This is a genomic window from Polyangium fumosum (assembly GCF_005144585.1).
In the GTDB taxonomy this organism is placed as follows: domain Bacteria; phylum Myxococcota_A; class Polyangia; order Polyangiales; family Polyangiaceae; genus Polyangium; species Polyangium fumosum.
In genome coordinates, this window is record NZ_SSMQ01000033.1 from 107,618 (window position 1) to 127,451 (window position 19,834).

The 19,834-nt window shown below is 70.6% G+C and carries 17 protein-coding genes; 10 read left to right on the forward strand and 7 right to left on the reverse strand.

From position 1 onward, the window contains the following. Positions 1 to 249: 249 nt before the first annotated feature. From E8A74_RS28225 to E8A74_RS28235, 3 genes are read left to right on the forward strand one after another with little or no spacing between them, the layout of a single operon-like run. Complete coding sequence (locus E8A74_RS28225; protein ID WP_170229438.1) at positions 250 to 1,515, forward strand: L,D-transpeptidase; 1,266 nt, start codon at positions 250 to 252, stop codon at positions 1,513 to 1,515. A gap of 54 nt (positions 1,516 to 1,569) precedes the next feature. After that, the gene (locus tag E8A74_RS28230; protein ID WP_136932187.1) at positions 1,570 to 1,959 is read left to right on the forward strand and encodes a PH domain-containing protein; all 390 of its coding nucleotides are present in this window, start codon (positions 1,570 to 1,572) and stop codon (positions 1,957 to 1,959) included. 1 nt (position 1,960) lies between these two features. Beyond that, positions 1,961 to 2,893 carry an alpha/beta fold hydrolase gene (locus tag E8A74_RS28235; protein ID WP_136932188.1) on the forward strand — a complete coding sequence of 311 codons (933 nt, stop codon included), beginning with the start codon at positions 1,961 to 1,963 and terminating at the stop codon, positions 2,891 to 2,893. On the opposite strand, the gene E8A74_RS28240 is transcribed toward E8A74_RS28235, so the two are convergent. The 4 genes from E8A74_RS28240 to E8A74_RS28255 are packed head-to-tail and all read right to left on the reverse strand — an operon-like array spanning position 2,874 to position 7,495. Next, positions 2,874 to 3,905: a hypothetical protein gene (locus E8A74_RS28240; RefSeq protein WP_136932189.1), complete on the reverse strand. Its 1,032-nt coding sequence runs from the start codon at positions 3,903 to 3,905 to the stop codon at positions 2,874 to 2,876. The genes E8A74_RS28235 and E8A74_RS28240 overlap by 20 nt on opposite strands. Before the next feature lie 57 nt (positions 3,906 to 3,962). Beyond that, complete coding sequence (locus E8A74_RS28245) at positions 3,963 to 4,721, reverse strand: 4'-phosphopantetheinyl transferase family protein (protein ID WP_136932190.1); 759 nt, start codon at positions 4,719 to 4,721, stop codon at positions 3,963 to 3,965. Next, complete coding sequence (locus E8A74_RS28250; protein ID WP_136932191.1) at positions 4,718 to 5,548, reverse strand: metallophosphoesterase family protein; 831 nt, start codon at positions 5,546 to 5,548, stop codon at positions 4,718 to 4,720. The genes E8A74_RS28245 and E8A74_RS28250 overlap by 4 nt, the downstream gene beginning before the upstream one ends. Positions 5,549 to 5,569: 21 nt before the next feature. Then, positions 5,570 to 7,495 (reverse strand): serine/threonine-protein kinase, encoded by a 1,926-nt coding sequence (locus E8A74_RS28255; RefSeq protein ID WP_136932192.1) that lies wholly within the window; start codon positions 7,493 to 7,495, stop codon positions 5,570 to 5,572. Between the two features lie 96 nt (positions 7,496 to 7,591). Between E8A74_RS28255 and E8A74_RS28260 the strand changes: the two genes are divergently transcribed. After that, positions 7,592 to 9,271 (forward strand): DUF2961 domain-containing protein, encoded by a 1,680-nt coding sequence (locus E8A74_RS28260; protein ID WP_136932193.1) that lies wholly within the window; start codon positions 7,592 to 7,594, stop codon positions 9,269 to 9,271. A gap of 647 nt (positions 9,272 to 9,918) precedes the next feature. Here the strand turns inward: E8A74_RS28260 and E8A74_RS28265 are convergent. Together E8A74_RS28265 and proC are read right to left on the reverse strand one after the other, a co-directional pair. Further along, entirely contained in the window at positions 9,919 to 10,965 is a 1,047-nt protein-coding gene (locus E8A74_RS28265) for a Ca2+-dependent phosphoinositide-specific phospholipase C (protein ID WP_170229439.1), read from the reverse strand. Between the two features lie 283 nt (positions 10,966 to 11,248). Continuing rightward, on the reverse strand, positions 11,249 to 12,103 hold the full coding sequence (gene proC, locus E8A74_RS28270; protein WP_232379778.1) for a pyrroline-5-carboxylate reductase: 855 nt from the start codon (positions 12,101 to 12,103) through the stop codon (positions 11,249 to 11,251). Between the two features lie 187 nt (positions 12,104 to 12,290). On the opposite strand from proC, the gene E8A74_RS28275 reads away from it, so the two are divergent. Both E8A74_RS28275 and E8A74_RS28280 read left to right on the forward strand, forming a co-directional pair. Then, entirely contained in the window at positions 12,291 to 13,817 is a 1,527-nt protein-coding gene (locus tag E8A74_RS28275) for a Do family serine endopeptidase (protein ID WP_232379779.1), read from the forward strand. A 49-nt stretch (positions 13,818 to 13,866) separates the two neighbouring features. Further along, on the forward strand, positions 13,867 to 15,348 hold the full coding sequence (locus E8A74_RS28280) for a 2OG-Fe(II) oxygenase (protein ID WP_136932195.1): 1,482 nt from the start codon (positions 13,867 to 13,869) through the stop codon (positions 15,346 to 15,348). Between the two features lie 13 nt (positions 15,349 to 15,361). On the opposite strand, the gene E8A74_RS28285 is transcribed toward E8A74_RS28280, so the two are convergent. After that, positions 15,362 to 15,835, reverse strand: coding sequence for a hypothetical protein (locus tag E8A74_RS28285; RefSeq protein WP_136932196.1), 474 nt, complete (start codon positions 15,833 to 15,835; stop codon positions 15,362 to 15,364). Positions 15,836 to 15,969: 134 nt separating this feature from the next. On the opposite strand from E8A74_RS28285, the gene E8A74_RS28290 reads away from it, so the two are divergent. From E8A74_RS28290 to E8A74_RS28305, 4 genes are all read left to right on the forward strand, one after another. After that, positions 15,970 to 16,932, forward strand: coding sequence for a DMT family transporter (locus E8A74_RS28290; RefSeq protein WP_232379780.1), 963 nt, complete (start codon positions 15,970 to 15,972; stop codon positions 16,930 to 16,932). Between the two features lie 19 nt (positions 16,933 to 16,951). Beyond that, positions 16,952 to 18,097, forward strand: a complete 1,146-nt coding sequence (locus tag E8A74_RS28295; protein ID WP_136932197.1) for a 6-phosphofructokinase — start codon at positions 16,952 to 16,954, stop codon at positions 18,095 to 18,097. Continuing rightward, positions 18,094 to 19,017 (forward strand): PEGA domain-containing protein, encoded by a 924-nt coding sequence (locus E8A74_RS28300; RefSeq protein WP_136932198.1) that lies wholly within the window; start codon positions 18,094 to 18,096, stop codon positions 19,015 to 19,017. Before E8A74_RS28295 ends, E8A74_RS28300 begins: the two co-directional genes overlap by 4 nt. Positions 19,018 to 19,100: 83 nt before the next feature. Beyond that, positions 19,101 to 19,834: response regulator transcription factor (locus E8A74_RS28305; RefSeq protein ID WP_136932199.1), on the forward strand; the 734-nt coding region annotated here is incomplete at its 3' end.

Here is a 19,834-nt window from a genome sequence, read left to right on the forward strand (position 1 = left end):
GCTGCCGTTTCCGCTGCCGTTTCCGCTTCCGCTCCCGCTCCCGCTCCCGCTGCCGCTTCCGCTTCCGCTTCCGCTGCCGCTTCCGCTTCCGCTTCCGCTTCCGCTCCCGCTCCCATTGCCCACCCCGCGCCGGCGGCTCCTCCCGGCCCGCGCCTGTATGCCGTCGAGGGCATTCCCTGGATTTTCCCCACGCCCGAGAAAAAGGGCGAGCGCTACCTCGGGTACATCCGGGTCGGTGAATCGGTCGCCTTGAAAAAGCCGGAGCCCGTGCGCGGCGCGGGGTGCGCGCGGGGGTTCTGGGCGATCGAGCCGCGCGGGTACGTCTGCAACGACCCCCTCGTCTCGCGCGAGCCTCCGCCCGAGGTCCGCCCCGCGTTCGACGCGACGTTGCCCGTGGCCGGGCCCTTCCCCTACAAATACGCCATCTCCAATGGCGCGCCCATGTACAACCGCGTGCCCACGCCGCGCGAGCAGGCGCGCATCGAGCGGCTCCTCGGCCCCGCCGGCGAGTTCGAGCCGCTCTCCAAGTTCCTCTCCGCCCACGAGGACCTCGCCGCGCCCCAGCCGATCACGCCCGCCGACCCGCTGCCCGTGTTCCTCGAAGGCGGCAAAATGGTGCGTCCGGGTCGATTCGATCTCGTGCGGCAGAACATTCCGCATGGATCCATGCTCTCGTACACGAAGGCGTTCGCCGCCGAGGGACGCACGTTCCTGCTCTCGGTGGACCTCACGGTCGTGCCCGCCGACCGCGTGCGCCCGTTCCGCCCGAGCACCTTCCACGGCGTCCGCCTCGGCGACGACGTCTCCTTGCCCCTCGCCTGGTTCCGCAAATCGCCGCGCGCGAAATGGCGCAAGCTCCCGGACGGCGCCTTGGAGCGCACGGGGACGTCGTTCCCGGCGCGCTCGTATGTGATGCTCACCGGCCAGTCCACGCAGCACGCGGGGGCCACGTACCTCGAAACGAAGGAGCGCGAGGGCGGGCAGCCCGTGTGGGTGGAGCAATCCGATGCGACCGTGGTCGAGCCGCGGCCGAAGCTGCCGTTCGGCGTGCGCGAAGGGACGAAATGGGTGCACGTGCGGATCACGCAAGGCACGCTCGTCGCGTACGAGGGGCTCAAGCCCGTGTTTGCCACGCTCATTTCGCCGGGATCGGGCGGCGTGCCGGTGAAGGGGATCGACAACGTGAAGGCGAGCACGACGCCGACCGGGACGTTTTACGTGACGTTCAAGGACAAGGCGGCCACGATGTCGCCCGAAAAGGGCGAGGACCGCTCGTTCTGGATCGCCGACGTCCCCCACACGCAGTACTTCCACCCGCCCTTCGCGCTCCACGCGGCCTACTGGCACGAGCGCTTCGGCGAGCCGACGAGCGCCGGCTGCGTGAACCTCTCGCCGATCGACGCCGAAACGCTGTTTCATTGGACCGACCCGCCCGTGCCCCCCGGCTGGCAGGGCGCCGCGGGCGCAGGTGCCCCCGAGAACGGGCCCACGACGGCCGTGGTCATTTCGAGGTAGAATCGTCACATGCCGCCTTGCGTCGCGTGGAATCGATGGCCATCGTGAGGCCCCATGCGAACCGAGATCCGACGTAGCACCTGGGTCAAGCCCCTCCTCTCCGTATTCGGCGGAACGGCCGAGCGATCGTACGTCGACATCAAAGGCGACGAGATTCACGTTCGTTTCGGCTGGCTCTTCGACGAGCGGATCCCGCTCTCGCGCGTCACCTCGGTCGAGCGCGCGCGCTGGCCGCTGCTCGGCGGGCTCGGTTGGCGCACCAATTTCGTCGATACCGTCGCGGTCGTCGGGTCGTACGACGACGTGGTGCGCATCCGCCTCGCGCCGGCCTTGCCGATGCGCGTGCTCCTGCGCGTGCCGGCCGAGACGTTGTATGTCTCGGTCGAGGATCCGGACGCGTTCGTCGCCGAGGTGCGGCGCCGGATCGCCTCGCGGGTGTCCTGAGATGAGCTTCCCCGCGTTTCACCCGTTCCGCTCCGCCGAGGCCCGCGCGCGGTTCCTCGCCCGCTACGACGAGCGCGCCGCGCGCTGGCCCGTCCCCTGCGAAGGCCGCGAGGTCGATACGTCGCTCGGGCGCACGTTCGTCCGGGTGAGCGGACGCGCGGGCGCCCCGCCGCTCGTGCTCCTGCATGGGGTCTCGGGCAGCTCGCTCCAATGGGGGCCGAACATCGCGAGGCTCGCCGAGCGGTTCGAGGTCTTCGCCGTCGACGGCATTCACGATTGCGGCCGGAGCGTCTATTCGAGGCCCGCGAAGGATGGAGCCGACTACGCGAAATGGGTCGACGAGGTCGCGACGGGGCTCGGGATCCGGTCGGATTTCGCGCTCGCGGGGCTCTCGTACGGCGGGTGGATCGCGAGCCAGTATGGGCTGCGATATCCCCAGCGGGTGCGAGGCCTCGTGCTCGTCGCGCCGGCGAACACCGTGCTGCCCATCCTAGGGAAATGGATGGCGCGCGCCATCTTGACCGCCCTGCCCATCCCGTGGCTCACGCGGAGCTTCATGCAATGGATGCTCGCGGACACGGCGGCGCAGGGCGAGGTGGGCCGGAAGCTCGTCGAGGAGGTGAGCGGAGACTCCTACCTGGCGGCGCGATCCTTTGCGTGGAAGCCCATGACGCAGCCGACGGTGCTCGGTGACGAGGAGCTCCAGGCGTTGCCCCGGCCGACGTATCTGATCGTGGGGGAAAACGAGACGATTTATTCGGCGAAGGACGCGATTGCGCGGGTGAAGCGCGTCGCGCCGCACATCCAGACGGAGCTCGTGCCGAACGCGGGGCACGATGTCACGCTCGCCCAGGCGGATCACTTCAACACGCTGCTGCTCTCGTGGCTGGGTGAAGGCGGGGCGGCGGCGACCGCTACCGAGCCTGCTGGATAGCCTGGAACGCGTCGTTCTGGCAGGTGTACGCCGGCCACATCGTGTCGCACCGGAATTGCACGTAAAGCTCTGTCACGAAGCGCGCATGGGCGAGGCCGTGCGCGCCCAGGATCACGCCCATCAGCGCCAAACTCGTCACCCCACGCCGAACCGCGCGGCGCAGCGCGCCGAGGGCCTGCGCGGGATTGCCCTGCACGAGCTCGACGGCGCGATCGCGGCCTCGATACGCAGCGGCGCTCCGCGCGAGGCGTGAAGCGATGTCGTCGCCGAGGCCGAGATCGACACGTGGAACCGAGGGATCCACGAGCGGCGCGATGCCCTCCTCGTCGGCCTGGAGCCCCGGCGCGAGCGCCACTTGCGCCCGCTTCAAAGCGCGAAGGTCGGCGGCGAGGACGACGAGCGTCACGAGGGCTGTCGCGAGCAGGATGAAGAGCGCCGGGAAGGGTGGTTCGACCTCGTCCATCCGCGCCGCGGGCCAATCGAGGGCCGCGAGCAACGTGGCCGCGGAGAGGGCGGCCGCGAGGATCCCCCACACGGCGCGGCGATCGCTGCCCGCGACGATCGAGCCGAGGCGGGCCCGCTGCGCGCGGCGCGCGGACGCGAGGACGAGCAGGCAAACGGGCAAGAAGAGGACCGCGGAAACGGCCCCGCTCACGGCGCCGCCGAGCGTGCCGCCCTGCGCGCCGTCGAGGCCCGCGACGAGCGCGCCGGCCGCGGCGCCCGCGAGGAGCACGAGGAAGACGTGGTACCCGATCCGGTCCGTCCGCGAGCGCGTCTCCGGGTCGGGGGCTTCGATCTCGTACCCATACCGCCACCCGAGGCAAAGCTTCTTCAGGAGCACGCCGGTGGCGGCGCCGATGAGCGTGGTGCCGAGGGCCGCGAGGGGTTTGACCTCGTCGTACGTGACGCCGACGAGCGGGTTCGCGAGCAGGCCCGCGGAGAGCCAGCCGGCGGCGGCGCCGGCGATCGCGAACGGGGGAGCGAGCTGCGGAAAACGGGATCCGTCGGCCATCGGAGCCTCCTTGTCCCGAGGGGGACGCGCGAGGCCCGGCCGTCCTTGGGCCGAACGTCAGGCCTTCGGCGGCACGTCCTCGAACGGAAGACACCGAAACATCTCGACGGCGATTGTTCCCTCGCCCGGCCTGCGCTCGATCGCGGTCGCCACGCGGTGCCGTCCGCCGAGCGAGGTGAGCGAGAACTGCCAGCGCGACGGGTCGTCCCGGAGCTCGGGCTCGAAGCTGATTCGAATGGGGCCGCCCTCGTCGAGGTGATACGAAAAATGATCGAGCGGGATGGCGAGGCCCATGCCGCGCGCCTTGATGTAGGCCTCCTTGAGCGTCCAGTAATCGAAGAATCGATCCCGTTGACGATGCGCGGGCAGCCGGCGTAACGAGGCGGACTCGAACGGGGAGAAGAAGCGGTCGGCGATGCTCACGGTCTCGCCGCGCCGGTGGGTGTCCTCGACGTCGAGGCCGACCTCGCGGCCCTGCGCGACGAGGCAAGCGACGAGGCCACGCGTGTTCGAGAGGTTGAAGCGGAGCCGCGGCGCGCCCTTCGGCCCCGCGACCTCCGGGCGGCCGTGGCCGTTGCGCACGAAGACCCAGTCGCGCGGGAGGACGGGCGAATATGCGCTGAGCACGGCGCGGACGAGCGCGCGCGTGACGAGGTATTCGTGCCGGCCCTCGAGGAACCGAAAACGCGCCTGCTGCCGGGCCTCCTCGGGGGACATGACAGAATGGTAGGCCGCGCGCAGGTACCAGTCGTCGACCGCGTCGGGATCGACGTACCAGAGGTGCGCGGCGCCCGGCGGCAAGGAAAGGAGGCTCAAAGCGTGGGCTCCGGCGTCGGGAGGATCTGCTTCACGTAGGTGTCGATCAAGCGGTCGCTCCGGCGCTCGCGCGGGTATCCGAACGAGACCTCCTCGAAGCGGACGCCGTCGACGTGCACCGTCCTCCGGACGTGCAAATGCCCCTGCACGACGACACGTGCGTCGAAGCGGACGTGCCAATCCGTGGTTTTTCGCGTGCCGCACCAAGGCGAGAAGCGCGGCACGCGCGGCAAGAACACGAGATCCTGGCGCAGCGGGAAATGGTTGATGAGCACCTTCGGCATCGCGGGCGCGGCGCGCAGGCGCGCCTCGGTCTCGGCCACGCGCGCGTGGCACCACGCGGGGCGGCTCGGAAACGGCGCGGGATCGAGGAAGAACTCGTCCGCTGCGGCGATGCCCTGCTCCGCGGCCCAGTCGACGGCCTCGTGCACGGGCACGTGATCCGGGCGGAACGTGTAATCGTAGAGCAGGAACATGGGCACGAGGAGGTGCGGCCCGCCTTCGCCCTCCCACACGGGATACGGATCCTCCGGCGTGAGCACGCCCCGCTCGCGGCAGAGCTCGACGTACCGCGTATACCGCGCCGCGCCGCGTGGCTCGCTCGGCGGCGCGTGGGGATCGACGTAGAGCTCGTGGTTGCCCGGCACCCACACGAGCTTGCGGAACCGCGGCGCGAGTGTATCCAGCACGAATCGTACGTGCTCGAACGTCTCGCCGAGATCTCCGCCGAGGATGAGCCAATCGTCGGGCCGCGCGCCGAGGGACGCGACGGCGGCTCGATTGTCGGGAAATCCGACGTGCAAATCGCTGATGGCGAGGAGCTTCATGAGATCAGACGCGCGCGCACTCTACACGGGGTCGCGCCGCGCGCCAGCCGTCTCCGCCGCGCCGCTCGGCTTCGAGGCCCCGAGGACGAGCGCGGCCGTGACGAGGGTGCCGATCGTGCTGATCGCGCCCGTCGCCCAGGGGACGTAGAGCGAGAGCAGGCCACCCGCGAGCTGGATCGCCGCGGGCCAGAGGAGCACGAGCGTGCTGTTGATCGCGGTGACCACGAGGCAGGAGCCGATGATGAGCTGCCCCATCGCGCCCGAGGTCCAGACGTGCTCGCCACGAACGTAGGAGAGCACGTCATGCAAGGCATTCAGGGCGAAGGAGGCCGTGACCGTGAAGAGCAGCCGGCGGTTGAAGAGGTTCGTGAGCAGCCGCTTGCGACCGAAAAACAGGCCAGCGAGGAAAAGCGAGAGGATCACGGCATCGAAGACGAGGACGTCGGCCCAGGGCGAGGGGCGACGTGTGCTCGCCTCGCGGATCGAGAGGGCGCCCATCGCGACCGCGCCGGTCACGACCACGGCGCTGACGAAGAGCGTCCGCGGGCCCCGGCCCACGCTGGAATCCATCTCCTTGACCATCTCCGCGGCCTTCCGTGCGAGCCGCCGGCGCTCTTCGAGGTTCCCCTCCAGCGCGGCGACGCGCGCTTCGAGCGTGGCGTGCTCCCCTTCCATTCGCTCGAGCAGGGCGCGGGCATTCGCGGGGTTCTCCAGGACGATTTCGCGCTCGACGAGGAGCGCGAGGCTCCGCGTGAGGCCCTCCCTGGCGAGCGTGCTCTCGGGCCATTCGCGCAGGGCCTGCAAGAAGCCAAAGCGGCATTCGCTGAGCCCGCCCAGGATCTCCGCGCTGGCCACGAGCTCGGGCCCGCCCTTGTGGATGGCCTCCTCCAGCGCCGCGAGGCGCTCGCGCGCCGCGTTCGTGATGCCGAGCGAGGAGCGATGACGTAAAAAGTCGGCCACGCGCTCGCGAAACGCCGCGGCGCTCGGGGGGCGCTCGTCCCGAGCGCGCGACATGGCGGCATTGCAGAGCGCGACGAGCTCGTCCGGGGCCTCGGGCGGGTAGTCTTGCGGCGCCGCCGCGCTCGCCGAGAGGAGCGCGTCGTAGAGGCTCGGCCGCGCGTGCGGCGGGCTGCCCGTGAGGATCTCGTGGAGCGTCGCGCCGAGCAGGTAGACGTCGGTCCGCGCGTCGATTTCGTGGGGCTCGCCGCAGGCCATCTCCGGGGCCATGTAGGCCGGTGTCCCGACGAGCGGCTCGGCCTCCCGGCCCGGCGTCGGATCGATCCTCCGCGCCACGCCCCAATCGAGCAGGTACACCTCGCCGAATTCGCCGACCATCACGTTGTCGGGCTTCATGTCCCGGTGGACGATCCCGCGGGTATGGGCGAAGTGCAATGCATTGCAGACCTGCATCAGGATGTCGAGGTGCGCGACGAGGCGCGCTCCGGCGCCGAAGCTCGCGCGCTCCCAGAACACGTGGCTCGGATCCGCGATCAGATCACTCCACGAGACGCCCTCGATCCGCTTGATGACCAGAATCGGCCGCCCGGTCTCGTCGAGCCCGAGCGCGTGGACCGGCACGATGTTCGGGTGTTCGAGCGCGCCGGCGACCTGGCCTTCGCGAATGATCGCCAGCGACGCGCTCCGGGGGGCGTCGTCGTGCGGGATTTTTACGGCGACATGGCGATCGAGCGAGCGCTGATGGGCGAGGTAGACGGCCCCCATGCCGCCTTGCCCGAGTTGCCGCACGAGGGTGAGGTCGACGCCCGGCGAGGAGAGCACGGGCGGCTTGCCCTCGATCGCCCCGGTCGAGAGCGACAGGCGCGGCAGCACCGGGGGCTCGGCGTCCCCGGGCCGGCTCCGCGGCGGCGCTGCGCCCACGGTCGTGGCGCCGAGGGCGTCCGCCGGGAGGTCTTCCACGCGGATCGTGTCGGAGATGGTCCATTCCATTGCGCGCTCGAAGGATGCCCCATCCCTGCCGCCCGGAGAAGTGCGGGTTCCGACTTTTTACCTGTGTCGCGCACGAAAAAGAGGCTCGCCTCCGGCGTGGCATCGGAACACATTGCACGGACGATGGGCCGCACGATCCACCGCGCACGCACCCTCCTTTTCGTTCTTGCCGTCGCTTCCGTCGCCGGTTGCAGCGACGATCCGCGCCCCTTGGTGCCGGCCCCGCCGCCGGGCACGCGCGAAGAGCTCGCGGACGAGGCCGCGCTCGAGGCGCTCGCGGATTTCGGGGCATTGCCCGTCCTGGGCGAGGATCGATACGTCCAGACGGGGAGCCAGGATCGCCTGAGCGGCGCGCCCGCGCCGGCCGATTTCGTGGAGCGCGGAAACCGCGACATGAACCATTTCGTGTGCCGCGGCCGCGAGGCCTCCATCAGCGAGAACCAGCTCATCCCGCCGATTTACGACGAGGACGCGTGCCCCGAGCCGTACGTGCGGGGCGTCGTGCTCTCGCGGTTCTCGGGCTCGGGGTACCTCGCGCGGCTCTGGCTCACGGCGAGCTCGCTCCGGAACGGGCTCGTCGCGAACGACGAGGTGCTGCGGATCTGGGTCGACGACGAGGCGAACCCCGTCGTGGAGGAGCTGCTCGCCGACGTGATCGACGGCAAGGCGGGGGAGATGTTCGCGCCGCCGTTCGGGGACGGGCCGGGCAACCACCTCGCGTGGTATTACCCCGTGGTCTTCGCCAAGAAAATTGTGATTGCCCTGGATGGGCTGGGACCGCTGGAATATTATTATCACCAGGCAGGCGCGGTCCTCTCCCCGGAGGCCGCGCCGCGCAAAGCGGCCGCGGCGCGCCTCGCCGCGCGGGATCAGGCGATCGCGGTGCTCTCGTCCACGGCGGAGGGGGCGATCCCGGGCGAGCCGCTCGTGGCGCCGGGGGCCCTGACGATCGAGCCGGGGCAAACGACCTCGCTGGCCGAGATTTCAGGGCCCGCCACCATTCACCATTTGTCCGTCGAGGTCGCCGAGGCGCAGCTCGCCGCGCTCCGCGACGTCACCTTGTCCGTCCGCTGGGACGACGACGCGGCGCCGGCCCTCTCGTTGCCCTTCTCGGATCTCTTCGCGGCGACGCTGGATCCGCCGGAAAATGCGAGCCTCGTGCTCGCGGGGTCGAAGGACGGGGGCACGGTCCGCCTGGCCTTGCGGCTCCCGATGCCGTTCCAGAAGGCGGCGGTCTTCTCGGCGACGAGCGCGGCGGCGGCGCCCGTCGAGCTCTTCCTCTCGATCCGCGGCGAAAAGGCTGTCCCGAGCGAGGCTTTCGGGCGCCTCCACGTCGTCCGCAACGAGACCGTGGCGCCTGCGCCGGGGCTCGAACATCCGCTCGCGAGCGTGACGGGCCGCGGGCGCTGGGCCGGGACGTGCTTGATGCTGGAGGGCCGCGGGATCGGCGACGGCAGCCTCTTCGACGAGCCGCTCAACTTCCTGGAAGGCGACGAGCGCGCCGTGCTCGATGGCGTGACGTCCGTCGTCGGGACGGGCACCGAGGATTACCTGAACGGCGCCTTCTACTTCGAGGCTGGCCCCCACGCCTCGCCGTTCGCGCAATGGTGGGGCACCGTGGTCACGCCACCCTCCGCGCGCACGAGCGCGTGCCGGTTCCACGTCCTGACAGACAGGATCGACTTCCAGAAGAGCGCGGAGATTGCCCTGGAGATCGGTCCGGGCCTCCCGGAGACGCTCGAGCGGTACCGGAGCGTGACGTTCCTTTATCGGTGAACCGCGGCGCGGCGCGGCGAACACGTGCCCTTGGGGGTCGACGGCGCGTGTTCGGCGGCGCGACAGGTGCCCGTGGCGGGTGACCGACCGTGGGGCGCTGCCCGCCTCCTGACGTGGGCCTGGGCTCCCGCTGGTCTGCCCCCGCGACAAGCCCCCTCGATGGCGGAAGGTGCGTGTTCGGCAGCTCGACAAGGACCCTCTGCTGCCGCCGGTCCGTGTCTTCGCACTCGACCTTCCCCCTGGGAACACGCATCCCACGTGTTCGGCGGCAGGACATGGCCCCTCTCGCACCGACGAACCTTGTTCGGCTGGCCCCCGATGTCCCACGGGCGGCGAGGTGGCTTGTCGCGACGTTGAACAGACGAGGACGAGAACCGATGTCGCCTGTCGAGCATGCCGAGACGCAACGGCCGCGGATCGCCGCTCGGGTAGAGGCCGACGACGGACACCGTCAGCGCTAGAACCCCCCGCGCCGCGGCCTCGACGGGCAACATCGCCGCCGGTCTTGCCTTGGCCGTTCGATGAACTGCGCATGGCGCGGTTCATCGACCCTGGGTCCAGCGCCTCGCTGGTCCGGGTCCCGGGGCGGACAGCCCCGGGTGGGGCCTGGGGCAACGCCCCAGCTCCGCGCCTCCCGAGGATAGCCCTCACGGCTTCATGAACGCGGGATCTTCGATCGCTTCGGACGTGCACTCCGCGGGCGCTGTCACCGGATTGCAGCGTGCGGGGGTGCCGCCTTTGATGTCCACGTGATAGGTGGAGCCGTCGATCGGCGCGGGGTAATCGGTCGTGATGAAATGTGCGGCGCTGGCGAGGGCGGCGTCTCGTAGGGCTGTTTCGCCGGCGAGGGCTGCGTCGAGGTCGATTTCGGCGCGTGTGCGGACGAGCATGTTTGCGGCTGCGGCTTCGTCGATGAGCACCTTTGTCACGGTGGGGTCGTCGTAGAGGGTCCAGGCGGCGTGGGGATCGGTGGGGACGGTGCGGGTGAAGGCGAGCCGGCCTGCGAGGCTCGTCCCTCCGCGGGAATAGGCTGTGCCGAATCCGTCGTTCAGGTTGTACATCGTGAAGATCACGCGGCCGCGTAGCTTGCCGAGCGTTGGCCAGCCCTCGGTTTTTACGGCTTCGCCGAGTGTCGCGTGATCGCCTTGCACCTCGTCGGGCGTCACGATTCGCTTTTGGGGCCACACGCCGAGGATGACCTCGTGCAGGGTGCCGAAAGAGGCTTCGATGGTGTCGGCGCTGGGCGCGAGGTCCTTGAGGTCGAGCAGGATTGTGAAGGGCAGGTGGGCTGGATGGGCGTCGGACCAGCGCTTCATGACGCCGAGGCATTCTTGGAATGTCGCGCAGGTGCTCCCTTCGTCGAGGAAGGGCACGTGGGCGACCTTGTAGTCGCCGAGCGCCTCGTCGTAACGGAGGTCGAGCTCGACGCTGCGGACGCCTTGCTCGGCGAGCTGCACGTCGAGTGGCGCGTGGTCCACGGCGTACTCGGGCCCCGAGAGATCGGGGTTCGCCACGTGGAAGCTGTTGTGCGTGGCCTTTGCTTGCACGTGGTGGAGGCGCAGGACGTCGTCGAGCGGATATGCGAACGACGGCTTCGTGAGGGCGCTGCCGCCCTGATCTTCCGTGCCGCCGCACGCGCTGAGGGAGAAGGCCAGCGAAAGCAGGGATAAGCCGAGCGAAAGGCGAGAATGCATGATCCTGGTATGACAGCTCCTCCGGCGGGGATCGTCAAGGCCTGGAGAATGGGTCCGCGGGGGGAAATGCACCGAGCACGGCGGAGACATGCCGTGCGGACGAGCAAGAGCACGGCCGAAGGGCTGGTCCGCTCGATCGGTGGGGGGACGGAATGGGTTAGCAGCCTGTGGAATTATCGTCGCGAGCGCCCCGAAGCTAGGGCGACGGAGCGAGGAATCCTGAAGGATTTCGAGCGATGTCGACCGACGATTCGGGGCGCGCAGCAGATAAGTCCACAGGCTGCTAGCGGCGGAGCTTTTTGGCCATCTGCTCGCCGAGCTCGATGGCGCGGTTCGTGGCGGCTTCGACGGCGTCGATGAGCGTGCGGCGCAGGCCGCCGGCTTCGAGCGTGTGCAGGCCGGCGATGGCCGTGCCGCCGGGGCTCGTGACCATGTCCTTGAGCCTGCCCGGGTGTTCGCCTGTTTCGAGCTGGAGCTTGGCGGCGCCGTAGACGGTCTGCGCGGCGAGCAGGAGCGCGGTGTCGCGGCCGAGGCCGACCTTCACGCCGCCGTCCGCGAGGGCCTCGATCATCAGCATCACGTAGGCGGGGCCGCTGCCCGAGAGGCCTGTGACGGCGTCGATCAGCGTTTCGTCGAGCACCACGCAGCGGCCGACGGCCTCGAAGAGCGCGCGGGCGACCTCGAGGTCGTCTTTCGTGGCGTGCGAGCCGGGCGCGATCGCCGTGGCGCCTGCGAGCGCGATCGCCGCGGTGTTCGGCATCGAGCGAATGACGCGCGCGCGGTCGGGGAGGCGCGCCTCGATGGCCTCGATCGGCACGCCGGCGGCGACGGAGATGACGACGTCGCCCTCGTTCAGGCCGGCGGCGACGGCGCCGAGGATGCGGTCGACGATCTGCGGCTTCACGGCGATGACGACGACGTCGGCCCAGCGGACGAGGCCCTCGTTGTCGTCCGTGGTCTCGATTCCGTAGGTCTGGCGCAGCTCGGCGAGCCGCTGCTCCTTCAGATCGCTCGCCCGGATCTGGGCGGCCGTGACCGTGGCCGAATGCAGGAGCCCTCGGATGAGCGCGGACGCCATGCTCCCGCCGCCCACAAATCCGATTCGCCGCCCTTCCATGCGCTTGCGCAGATCGTTCATCGTGTCCCTTCCGGCGACGCACCCTACCAGAGCGCTCCGGCAGGGGACAGCGGATCCGGGAGAGGCGCGATCGTCCAAACCGCATGACGAGGGGTTGCGCGACGGGGTATCGCGATACATCCGTTAGGCTCGGAATGAAGTGGAGCCTCGGCTGGTTCGCTCGCCCGGAGGTTCGAGGGGAGAATTCATGATGTCCGTCCGTTCGTCCCAGCGTGCGTCTTCATTCGTAGCGCGCTCGGCGCTCGCCCTTTTGCTCGCCACGGGAATGCTCGGCTCCGCCGGTTGCGGGCACGAGGCCCATGCGACGCCGCCGCCGCCCTCTACCCAAGAGATCGCGCAGCAGGTATCGGCCGAGGCCGCCGCGGGGTTCACGGCCGCGCCCGCGTCCGCGCCCGCGCCCGTGCCCGCGACGTTCGACGTCGCCGACCTCGCCCAGCGCACGACCCCTGTGGTCGTCAACATCACGACGACGCAGAAGGTCGCCGCCGCCTCCGGGGGTCCGGGCTTCGGCGGAATCGATCCTTTCGACTTCTTCTTCGGGCCCCAAGGGGGCGGCGGGGGTGGGGAGCGTTCGCCCCGGAGCCCGGGGCGCTCGCTCGCGCGCACCGCGCTCGGCACCGGGTTCATCATCGACGCGGAAGGGTTCATCGTGACGAATGCGCACGTGATCGAGGGCGCGGACGAGGTGAAGGTGCGCCTCGCGGACGAGCGCGAGTTCGCGGCCGACATCGTCGGGCGGGATCCCAAGCTCGATCTCGCGCTGCTCAAGCTGCGCGGCGCGAGTGGCCTCCCGACGGCGGCGCTCGGGTCGAGCGAGGCGCTGCGCGTCGGCGAGCACGTGCTCGCGGTCGGCAATCCCTTCGGGCTCGGGCACACGGTGACGCTCGGGATCGTGAGCGCCAAGGCCCGCTCGATCGGCGCCGGCCCGTACGACGATTTCATCCAGACCGACGCGAGCATCAACCCGGGCAACAGCGGCGGCCCGCTGTTCAACTGGAAGGGCGAGGTGATCGGCATCAACACGGCCATCCGCGCCGGCGCGAACGGCATCGGCTTCGCGACGCCGGTCGACGCGCTGAAGGACATCCTGCCGCAGCTCCGCGAGAAGGGTCATGTCGAGCGCGGCAAGCTCGGCGTGCTCTTCCAGCCGCTCACGGCCGACCTCGGCAAGGCGTTTGGCATGGATACGCCGAAGGGCGCGCTCGTCTCGGATCTCGAGCCGGGCGGCGCGGCGGCGCGCGCGGGCATCAAGCCCGGCGACATCGTCGTCGCGGTGAACGGCACGCCGATCCACCACGCCGAGGATCTGCCCCGCAAGGTGGCGCGGCATGCGCCGGGCACGACGATCAAGGTCTCGCTCTTGCGTGGCGGCAAGCCGGTCGAGGTGACGGCGAAGCTCGATCAACTGGGCGACGTCGACGGCGGCGACGACGACGCGAAGCCCACGCGCGGGCCGAAGGCGCCGGCCACGTCGGCGAACAAGTTCGGCTTCCAGTTCTCGGATCTCGGGGGCGGCGGCGTGCGCGTCGATCGGGTGACGGACGGCGAGAGCGAGCTGTCGCCGGGCGACGTGCTGCTCGAGGTGAACGGCACGCCCGTGCGTGACGGCAAGGCGCTCGAAGCCACGCTCGGCAAGCTGAAGCCCGGCACCGTGGCGGTCGCCAAGATCCGCCGCGGCAAGGTCACGCGGTTCGCCGCGCTCCCCGTGCGGTGAGCCTCGACCGGGCTTGACAGCGCCCGCGCCGCGCGGTGCTGTCGGGCCCATGCACCCCGCCCCGTCGCCGATGCGGCGCCTCTCCGAGGCGCCGCGCCTCTACGTGCAGGAGGGCTTCGCCTCCGACGAGGAGGTGCGCCACGTGCTCGCCTCGTACGGGGATCGCGACGCGCTCACCCGCCGGGGGCTCCCGTGGCAGGCGAACGAGACGGGCGTGTCGAGCGAGCTGCCGGTCGAGGCCGACCCCGTCCTCGCGGCGATCGCGGCGCGGATCGAGGCGGTGCTCGGGTTTTCCTGCACGCTCGAGGAGCCGACGTTCCGGTTTCGCCGGTACGCGCGGGGCGACGCGCATCCGCCGCACCTCGACGAATACACGATCGGCGGCGCGCGCCTCGTGGCGACCGCGATCGTGTATCTCACGGACGCGGCGGTCGGGGGCGAGACGTTTTTCCCGCGCGCCGAGCCGCATCCGAGGGCCGTCGCCGCGCAAAAAGGGCGGCTCGCGCTCTGGTTCAACCACCGGGCCGACGGGAGCGTCGACCGCGCCGCGCTCCACCAGTCGAACACGCTCCGCGAGGGCGAAAAGGCGACGATCACGTATTTCGTGTATGCCCCCGTCGAGGCGGCCCGCGCGGGCGTCGTGGCCGACGAGGCGCCGGCGCGGGAGGAGGCTGCTTCGCGGCGGTTCGTCTGCGTGAACGACGGCGTGCCCGAGGCGACGATCCGCGTGCTTCGGGAGGCCTGCGCGGCGCGCGGGGTCGTCTACGAGGAGGTGCAGGCGGCGGATTTCGATTTCACGGCGGCCGGGCCGCTCCCGCCGGGGACCTTGCTCTTCCGGCCGGCCGTCTCGACGGCGGCCGTGCGCGTCGAGCAGGCGCTTTGCGGGCCGGGCGTCGTGACGTTTCATCGGGAGGCGGACGGCGTCTTTCGGGAGATCGGCCCCGATTGCGCGGTCCTCGAGCGGCGCGGGATCTCGGTGCCGCGATGGATATGGGGGAACACGACGAACCGGGGGATCTTGCGGCGGTACGTGGACGATCTCGGCGGCCTGCCGATCGTGATGAAGTTCGCCGGCGGGTCGGGGGGCGTCGGGGTCTTGCGCATCGACAGCCTGGCGGGGCTGTTCTCCACGATGGATCACGCGCGCGCGTCAGGCCGGATGCCCGTGCTCTCGGCTTACATCCCGGACGCGACGCACCACCGCTGCATCGTCGTGGGGGACCGCGTCGTGGGCTTCTGGCGCAATCGAACGGACGAGGACGATTTCCGGACCCACGCGACCGACGATCCGGCCGATTACCAGGCGCCGCCCGCGCCCGAGATCTTGGCGAGCGCCGTGGCCGCGACGGCGGCGCTCGACGTCGAGCTCGGCGGCGTGGACGTGCTCGAACATGCGAGCGGACGCCATTACGTGCTGGAAGTGAACTTTCCTTGTTACTTCGCGCGGGCCCGGCTCGTCGGTGGGCACGACGTGGGGGGCGCGATGATCGATTGGCTCGTGCGAAAAGCGGAGCGAGGGGGAGGGCGGTAGGGCGGCGCGCGCCTCAGGCGCGCTTGTCGCTCTGCTCGCCGCTGCGTTTGTCGCTCTGCTCGCCGCCGCGGGCGCTCTTGTCCTTGTCGCCCTTGTCCTTGCCGACCTTCTTGTCGCTCTGCTCGCCCTGCCGCTTCTCCCGCTCCTCCTGGTTCTTCCGCGCGGTGTCGTCGTCGGAGGCCGAGAGCGGCATGCCCGGGGAGACGCCGAGGGCCGGCGCGCTCTCGACCGTCGGGACGCGGCACACCCGAGGACCACCGGCAGGCGGCGTCACGCGCGCTTCGAGCAGGCCGAGATCGGCGAGCTCGTCGAGCGCGCGGAAGATCGCGTCGCGCGTCCCCCCTTCGGCTCCAGTGGCGGCCGCGAGGTCGGCGAGGTCCGCGACGGTCCGGGTGCCGTCGGCGTGCGCGAGGGCGAACGCGGCGAGGGGCGAGAGCGCGGGCACGGAGCCGGCGTCGGTCGAAGCGCTGCGGGCTTTCGGGGTCATGCGGATCTCCTGCGTAGGTAAGGTTCGTCCCAAACGTGACGATTCATATCACGGAGGGCCAGCGCGCACAGGGACGACCTACGGTTCGGCGCGGGGCGCGGGCATGGAAGCTTGTCGCGTGGTACGGGGCGCGCGTGAACCGCGTCGAGCCAGGGGGCCGAGACAGGAGCGCCCCGGAGGCCACGCGGGGCCCGCGGGAGGCGCTCGCGTGGATGGTCACCGCGCAGGTCCTGTTCACGATCATGGGCGTCTGCACGCGCCTCGGCGCGCAGCGGCTCCCGTGGTCGGAGGTCGCCGCGGCGCGCGCGGTGCTCGGGGCCGCGGTCGCCATCGCGATCGCGCGGATGCGCGGCGCCCCGCTCGTGATCCACGACCGGCGGACGGCGTGGGCCCGATCGATCTGCGGGACGGTCGCGATGATCTGCACGTTCTACACGCTCGGCGCGCCGGCGATCGCGCTCGGCGATGCCGTGACGCTCGGCGCGACGTCGCCGATCTTCATCGCGATCCTGGCGCCGTGGTTGCTCGGCGAGCGGAGCGGCCGGATCGTTTGGGTTGCAACGACGGTCGCGTTCGCCGGCGTGGCGCTCGTCGCCGGCCCGAGCTTCCGGCTCTCCGGCCGGCTCTCGCTGGTCTCGTTGCTCGGCGCGGTCGCGAGCGCGCTCGCCATGATCTGGCTGCGCCGCCTGGGCACGGGTCGGTCGGGTACGCCGCGCGAGAGCCCCGAGGCGATCGTCACGCACTTCTCGCTCGTGGCGGGCGTGACGCTCTCGGTCGTGGCGCTGCCGACGCTGCGCGTGCCGGACCTCGAAGGCGCGCTCTTCCTGCTCGGCACGGGCGCGAGCGGGGCGTTCGCGCAGATCGCGATGACGCGCGCGTACGCGCTCGATCGTGCGGCTCGCGTGGGGGTGTGGAGTTACCTCGGCGTCGTCCTGACGCACGTCGCGGCGATGGGGGTGCTCGGGGAGCGCGAGGATCCGATCGGGCTCGCGGGCTCGGCGCTGGTCATCGCGGCGGGGCTAGGGCTCACCTGGTCCGGCTTGCGTGAGGCGAGGGCGGCGACGCTCGCGTCGACCCCTTGCCAAACGGGCCGATGACCGCGATCCTCCCGTCGGGATGCCGCGCACCATTCGGAAGATCGCCATCAACACCGGGGGCGGCGACGCGCCCGGGCTGAACGCCGTGCTCCGCTCCGTCACGCTCGCCGCCATCGAGCGGGGCATCGAGGTCTGGGGCATCAAACATGGCTACCGCGGGCTGCTCGAGGACGAACCCGGCGGCCTCGTGCGGCTCGATCGCGACGCCGTGCGCGGGATCATGCACCTCGGCGGGACGATCCTCGGCACGGCGAACCGTGGCGATCCGTTCCACTACCCGACGCAGGAGGGCGACAAGGTCGTCCCCAAGGATCGCTCGGGCGAGCTCGTCGAGCGCTTCCGCCGCGAGGGCTTCGACGCGCTCGTCGCGGTCGGCGGCGACGGCTCGATGCGGATCGCGAACGCGCTGCTCGAGCGCGGCTTGCCGCTCGTCGTGGGCGTGCCGAAGACGATCGACAACGACGTCTACGGCACGGAGCTGACGTTCGGCTTCGACACGGCGGTGTCGATCGCGACGGAGGCGATCGACAGGCTGCACTCGACGACGGAGGCGCACGAGCGCGTCATGGTCGTGGAGGTGATGGGGCGGCACACGGGCTGGATCGCGCTGCGGTCCGGGATCGCGGGCGGCGCGGACGCGATCCTGATCCCGGAGATCCCGTTCTCCTACGAGTCCATCGTGCAGAAGGTGCTCCAGCGCGAGTCGCGCGGGCGGCGCTTCTCGATCCTCGTGGCGGCCGAGGGGGCGTGTCCGAAAGGCGGCGACCTGACCGTGCGCGACGCGGGCGACGAGTTCCGGCGCGTGGTCGTGCTCGGCGGCGTGGCCGAGCGCGTGGCCAAGGAGATCGCCGCGCGCACGGGCAAGGAGACGCGCTCGATGGTGCTCGGTCACCTGCAGCGCGGCGGCGGGCCCACGACCTTCGATCGGCTGCTCGCGCTGCGCTTCGGCGCGGGGGCCGTGCGGTTCCTCGTGCAGGGCTGCGAGAGCGGGATGGTCGCGCTGCGTTGCCATCGCGTGGAGCTCATCCCGCTCGCCGAGACCGCGGGGCGCACGAAGACGGTCGACCTCGACGGCGACACGGTGACGACCGCGCGCGAGATGGGCATCTGCTTCGGCGACGAGGCGCCGGGCCATTTCGCGCCGGGAGGCACGGCGGCCTCGTGAAGGTCCCGTGGGGGATCCCGCTCGGCGCCGCGCTCGCGCTCGGCGCGCCCGCGGCGCGCGCGAAGGAGCCGAGCAAGCCCGAGGTGCAGCTCGCCAAGGAGATGGTGAGGGACGCCGTCGTCGAGGCGAAGGCGGGGCGCTGCAACGACGCGATCCCGATGCTGGAGCAAGCGATCGCGATCCACGAGACGGGCGAGGCGCTGCTCGCGCTCGGCGATTGCCAGGCGACGATGGGCAAGCTGCGCATGGCGGTGGCCACGTGGAAGCACGGGGAAGAGATCGCGGAGGCGCAAAAGGACAAGGCGCGCCGCGAGGCCATCGAGAAAAAACGCAAGGAGATCGAGCCGCGTATCCCCACGATCCGGCTGAAGCTCCCCGCGGGCGTCACCGGCGTCGTCGTGACGATCGACGGCGAGGCCCTCCCGGAGACGAGCCTCCGCGCGCCCGTGCCGGTGGATCCCGGCGCGCACCAGATCGAGGCGAAGGCGCCGGGATACGACCCGTTTTCGAAGAAGGTCGAGGCCGAGGACGAGGCCAAGCTGACGGTCGAGATCACCTTTCCGGGGCTTCCCACCTCGGGCGCTTCGGCCTCGACGGGGAGTGTCGTCCCGCTCGGTACGTGGATCGCGGGGGGCGCGGCGGTCGCGTTCCTCGGCGGCGGCGTGGCGGCGTACCTTCTGGCGGGCGCGCATGCCGAGGCGGGCGCGATCGAGTGTCAAAAGCGGGTGCAGTGTGGCGGGGATCGCATCGACAGCGTGCGCACCTTCGATGGCCTCGCGCTCGGGGCGTGGATCGGCGCGGGGCTCGCGGCGGGCGCGGCGGTCGGGATCTGGGCGCTCGCGCCGAAGAAGGCGAAGGACGAGGCGTCGGCGCGGATCGTCGTGGGCCCGGGGACCGTCTCGCTCGTCGGGCGGTTCTGAGCGCTGAGCGGAGTTTGACAGTCCTCGAACGAGATCGATATCTTGGCTCGAAAGGCCCCGAGCCTGTCGAAACGGCCTGAAACATGACCAAAGTCCTCGTATTCGAGAGCGATCACGCGTTTGCCGGAGAGCTCCGTACCGAGCTCGGGCGTCTCGGCTGCACCGTGCATGTCGTCGACGACGGCAACGCCGGGCTTTCGCTCGCCGCGAACGACAGACCGGACCTGATCCTCCTCTCCATCGAGCTGCCGCGCATGAACGGCTTCTCGGTGTGCAACAAGCTGAAGAAGGATCCGCAGCTCAAGGACGTGCCGCTCGTCATCATGTCGAGCGAGTCGACCGACGAGACGTTCGAGCAGCACCGAAAGCTCCGCACGCGCGCCGAGGACTACGTGCACAAGCCGATCGCCATCGGCGAGCTGCTCGGCCACATCCGCGCCCTCGTGCCGATCGACGCGAACATCGAGCCGGACGCGATCGTCATCGACGACGCCGAGGTCATCGAGGAGGCCGACGTCGAGGAGGTCCAGGAGGAGGAGGAGGCAACCGCCCCTGCCGAGGGCGCGGGCGAGCGCGAGATCGACGACTTCCTGGGCGGCGCCTTCGATCGGCTGATGGCCGACGACGACGAGGAGAAGACGCGGGCGCAGGTGTTCCCGCTGATGCCGCCTGCACCTTCTGCCCCGGCCGCGCCGCCATCCCCGCCGCCGCCTCCTCCTCCGCGACCTCCGCGCATGAGGAACCACAAAATGGTGAGCGCGAGCGACGGATTCACCGCGAACAACACCAAAAACGCCACCACGGCCACGCCAATCCA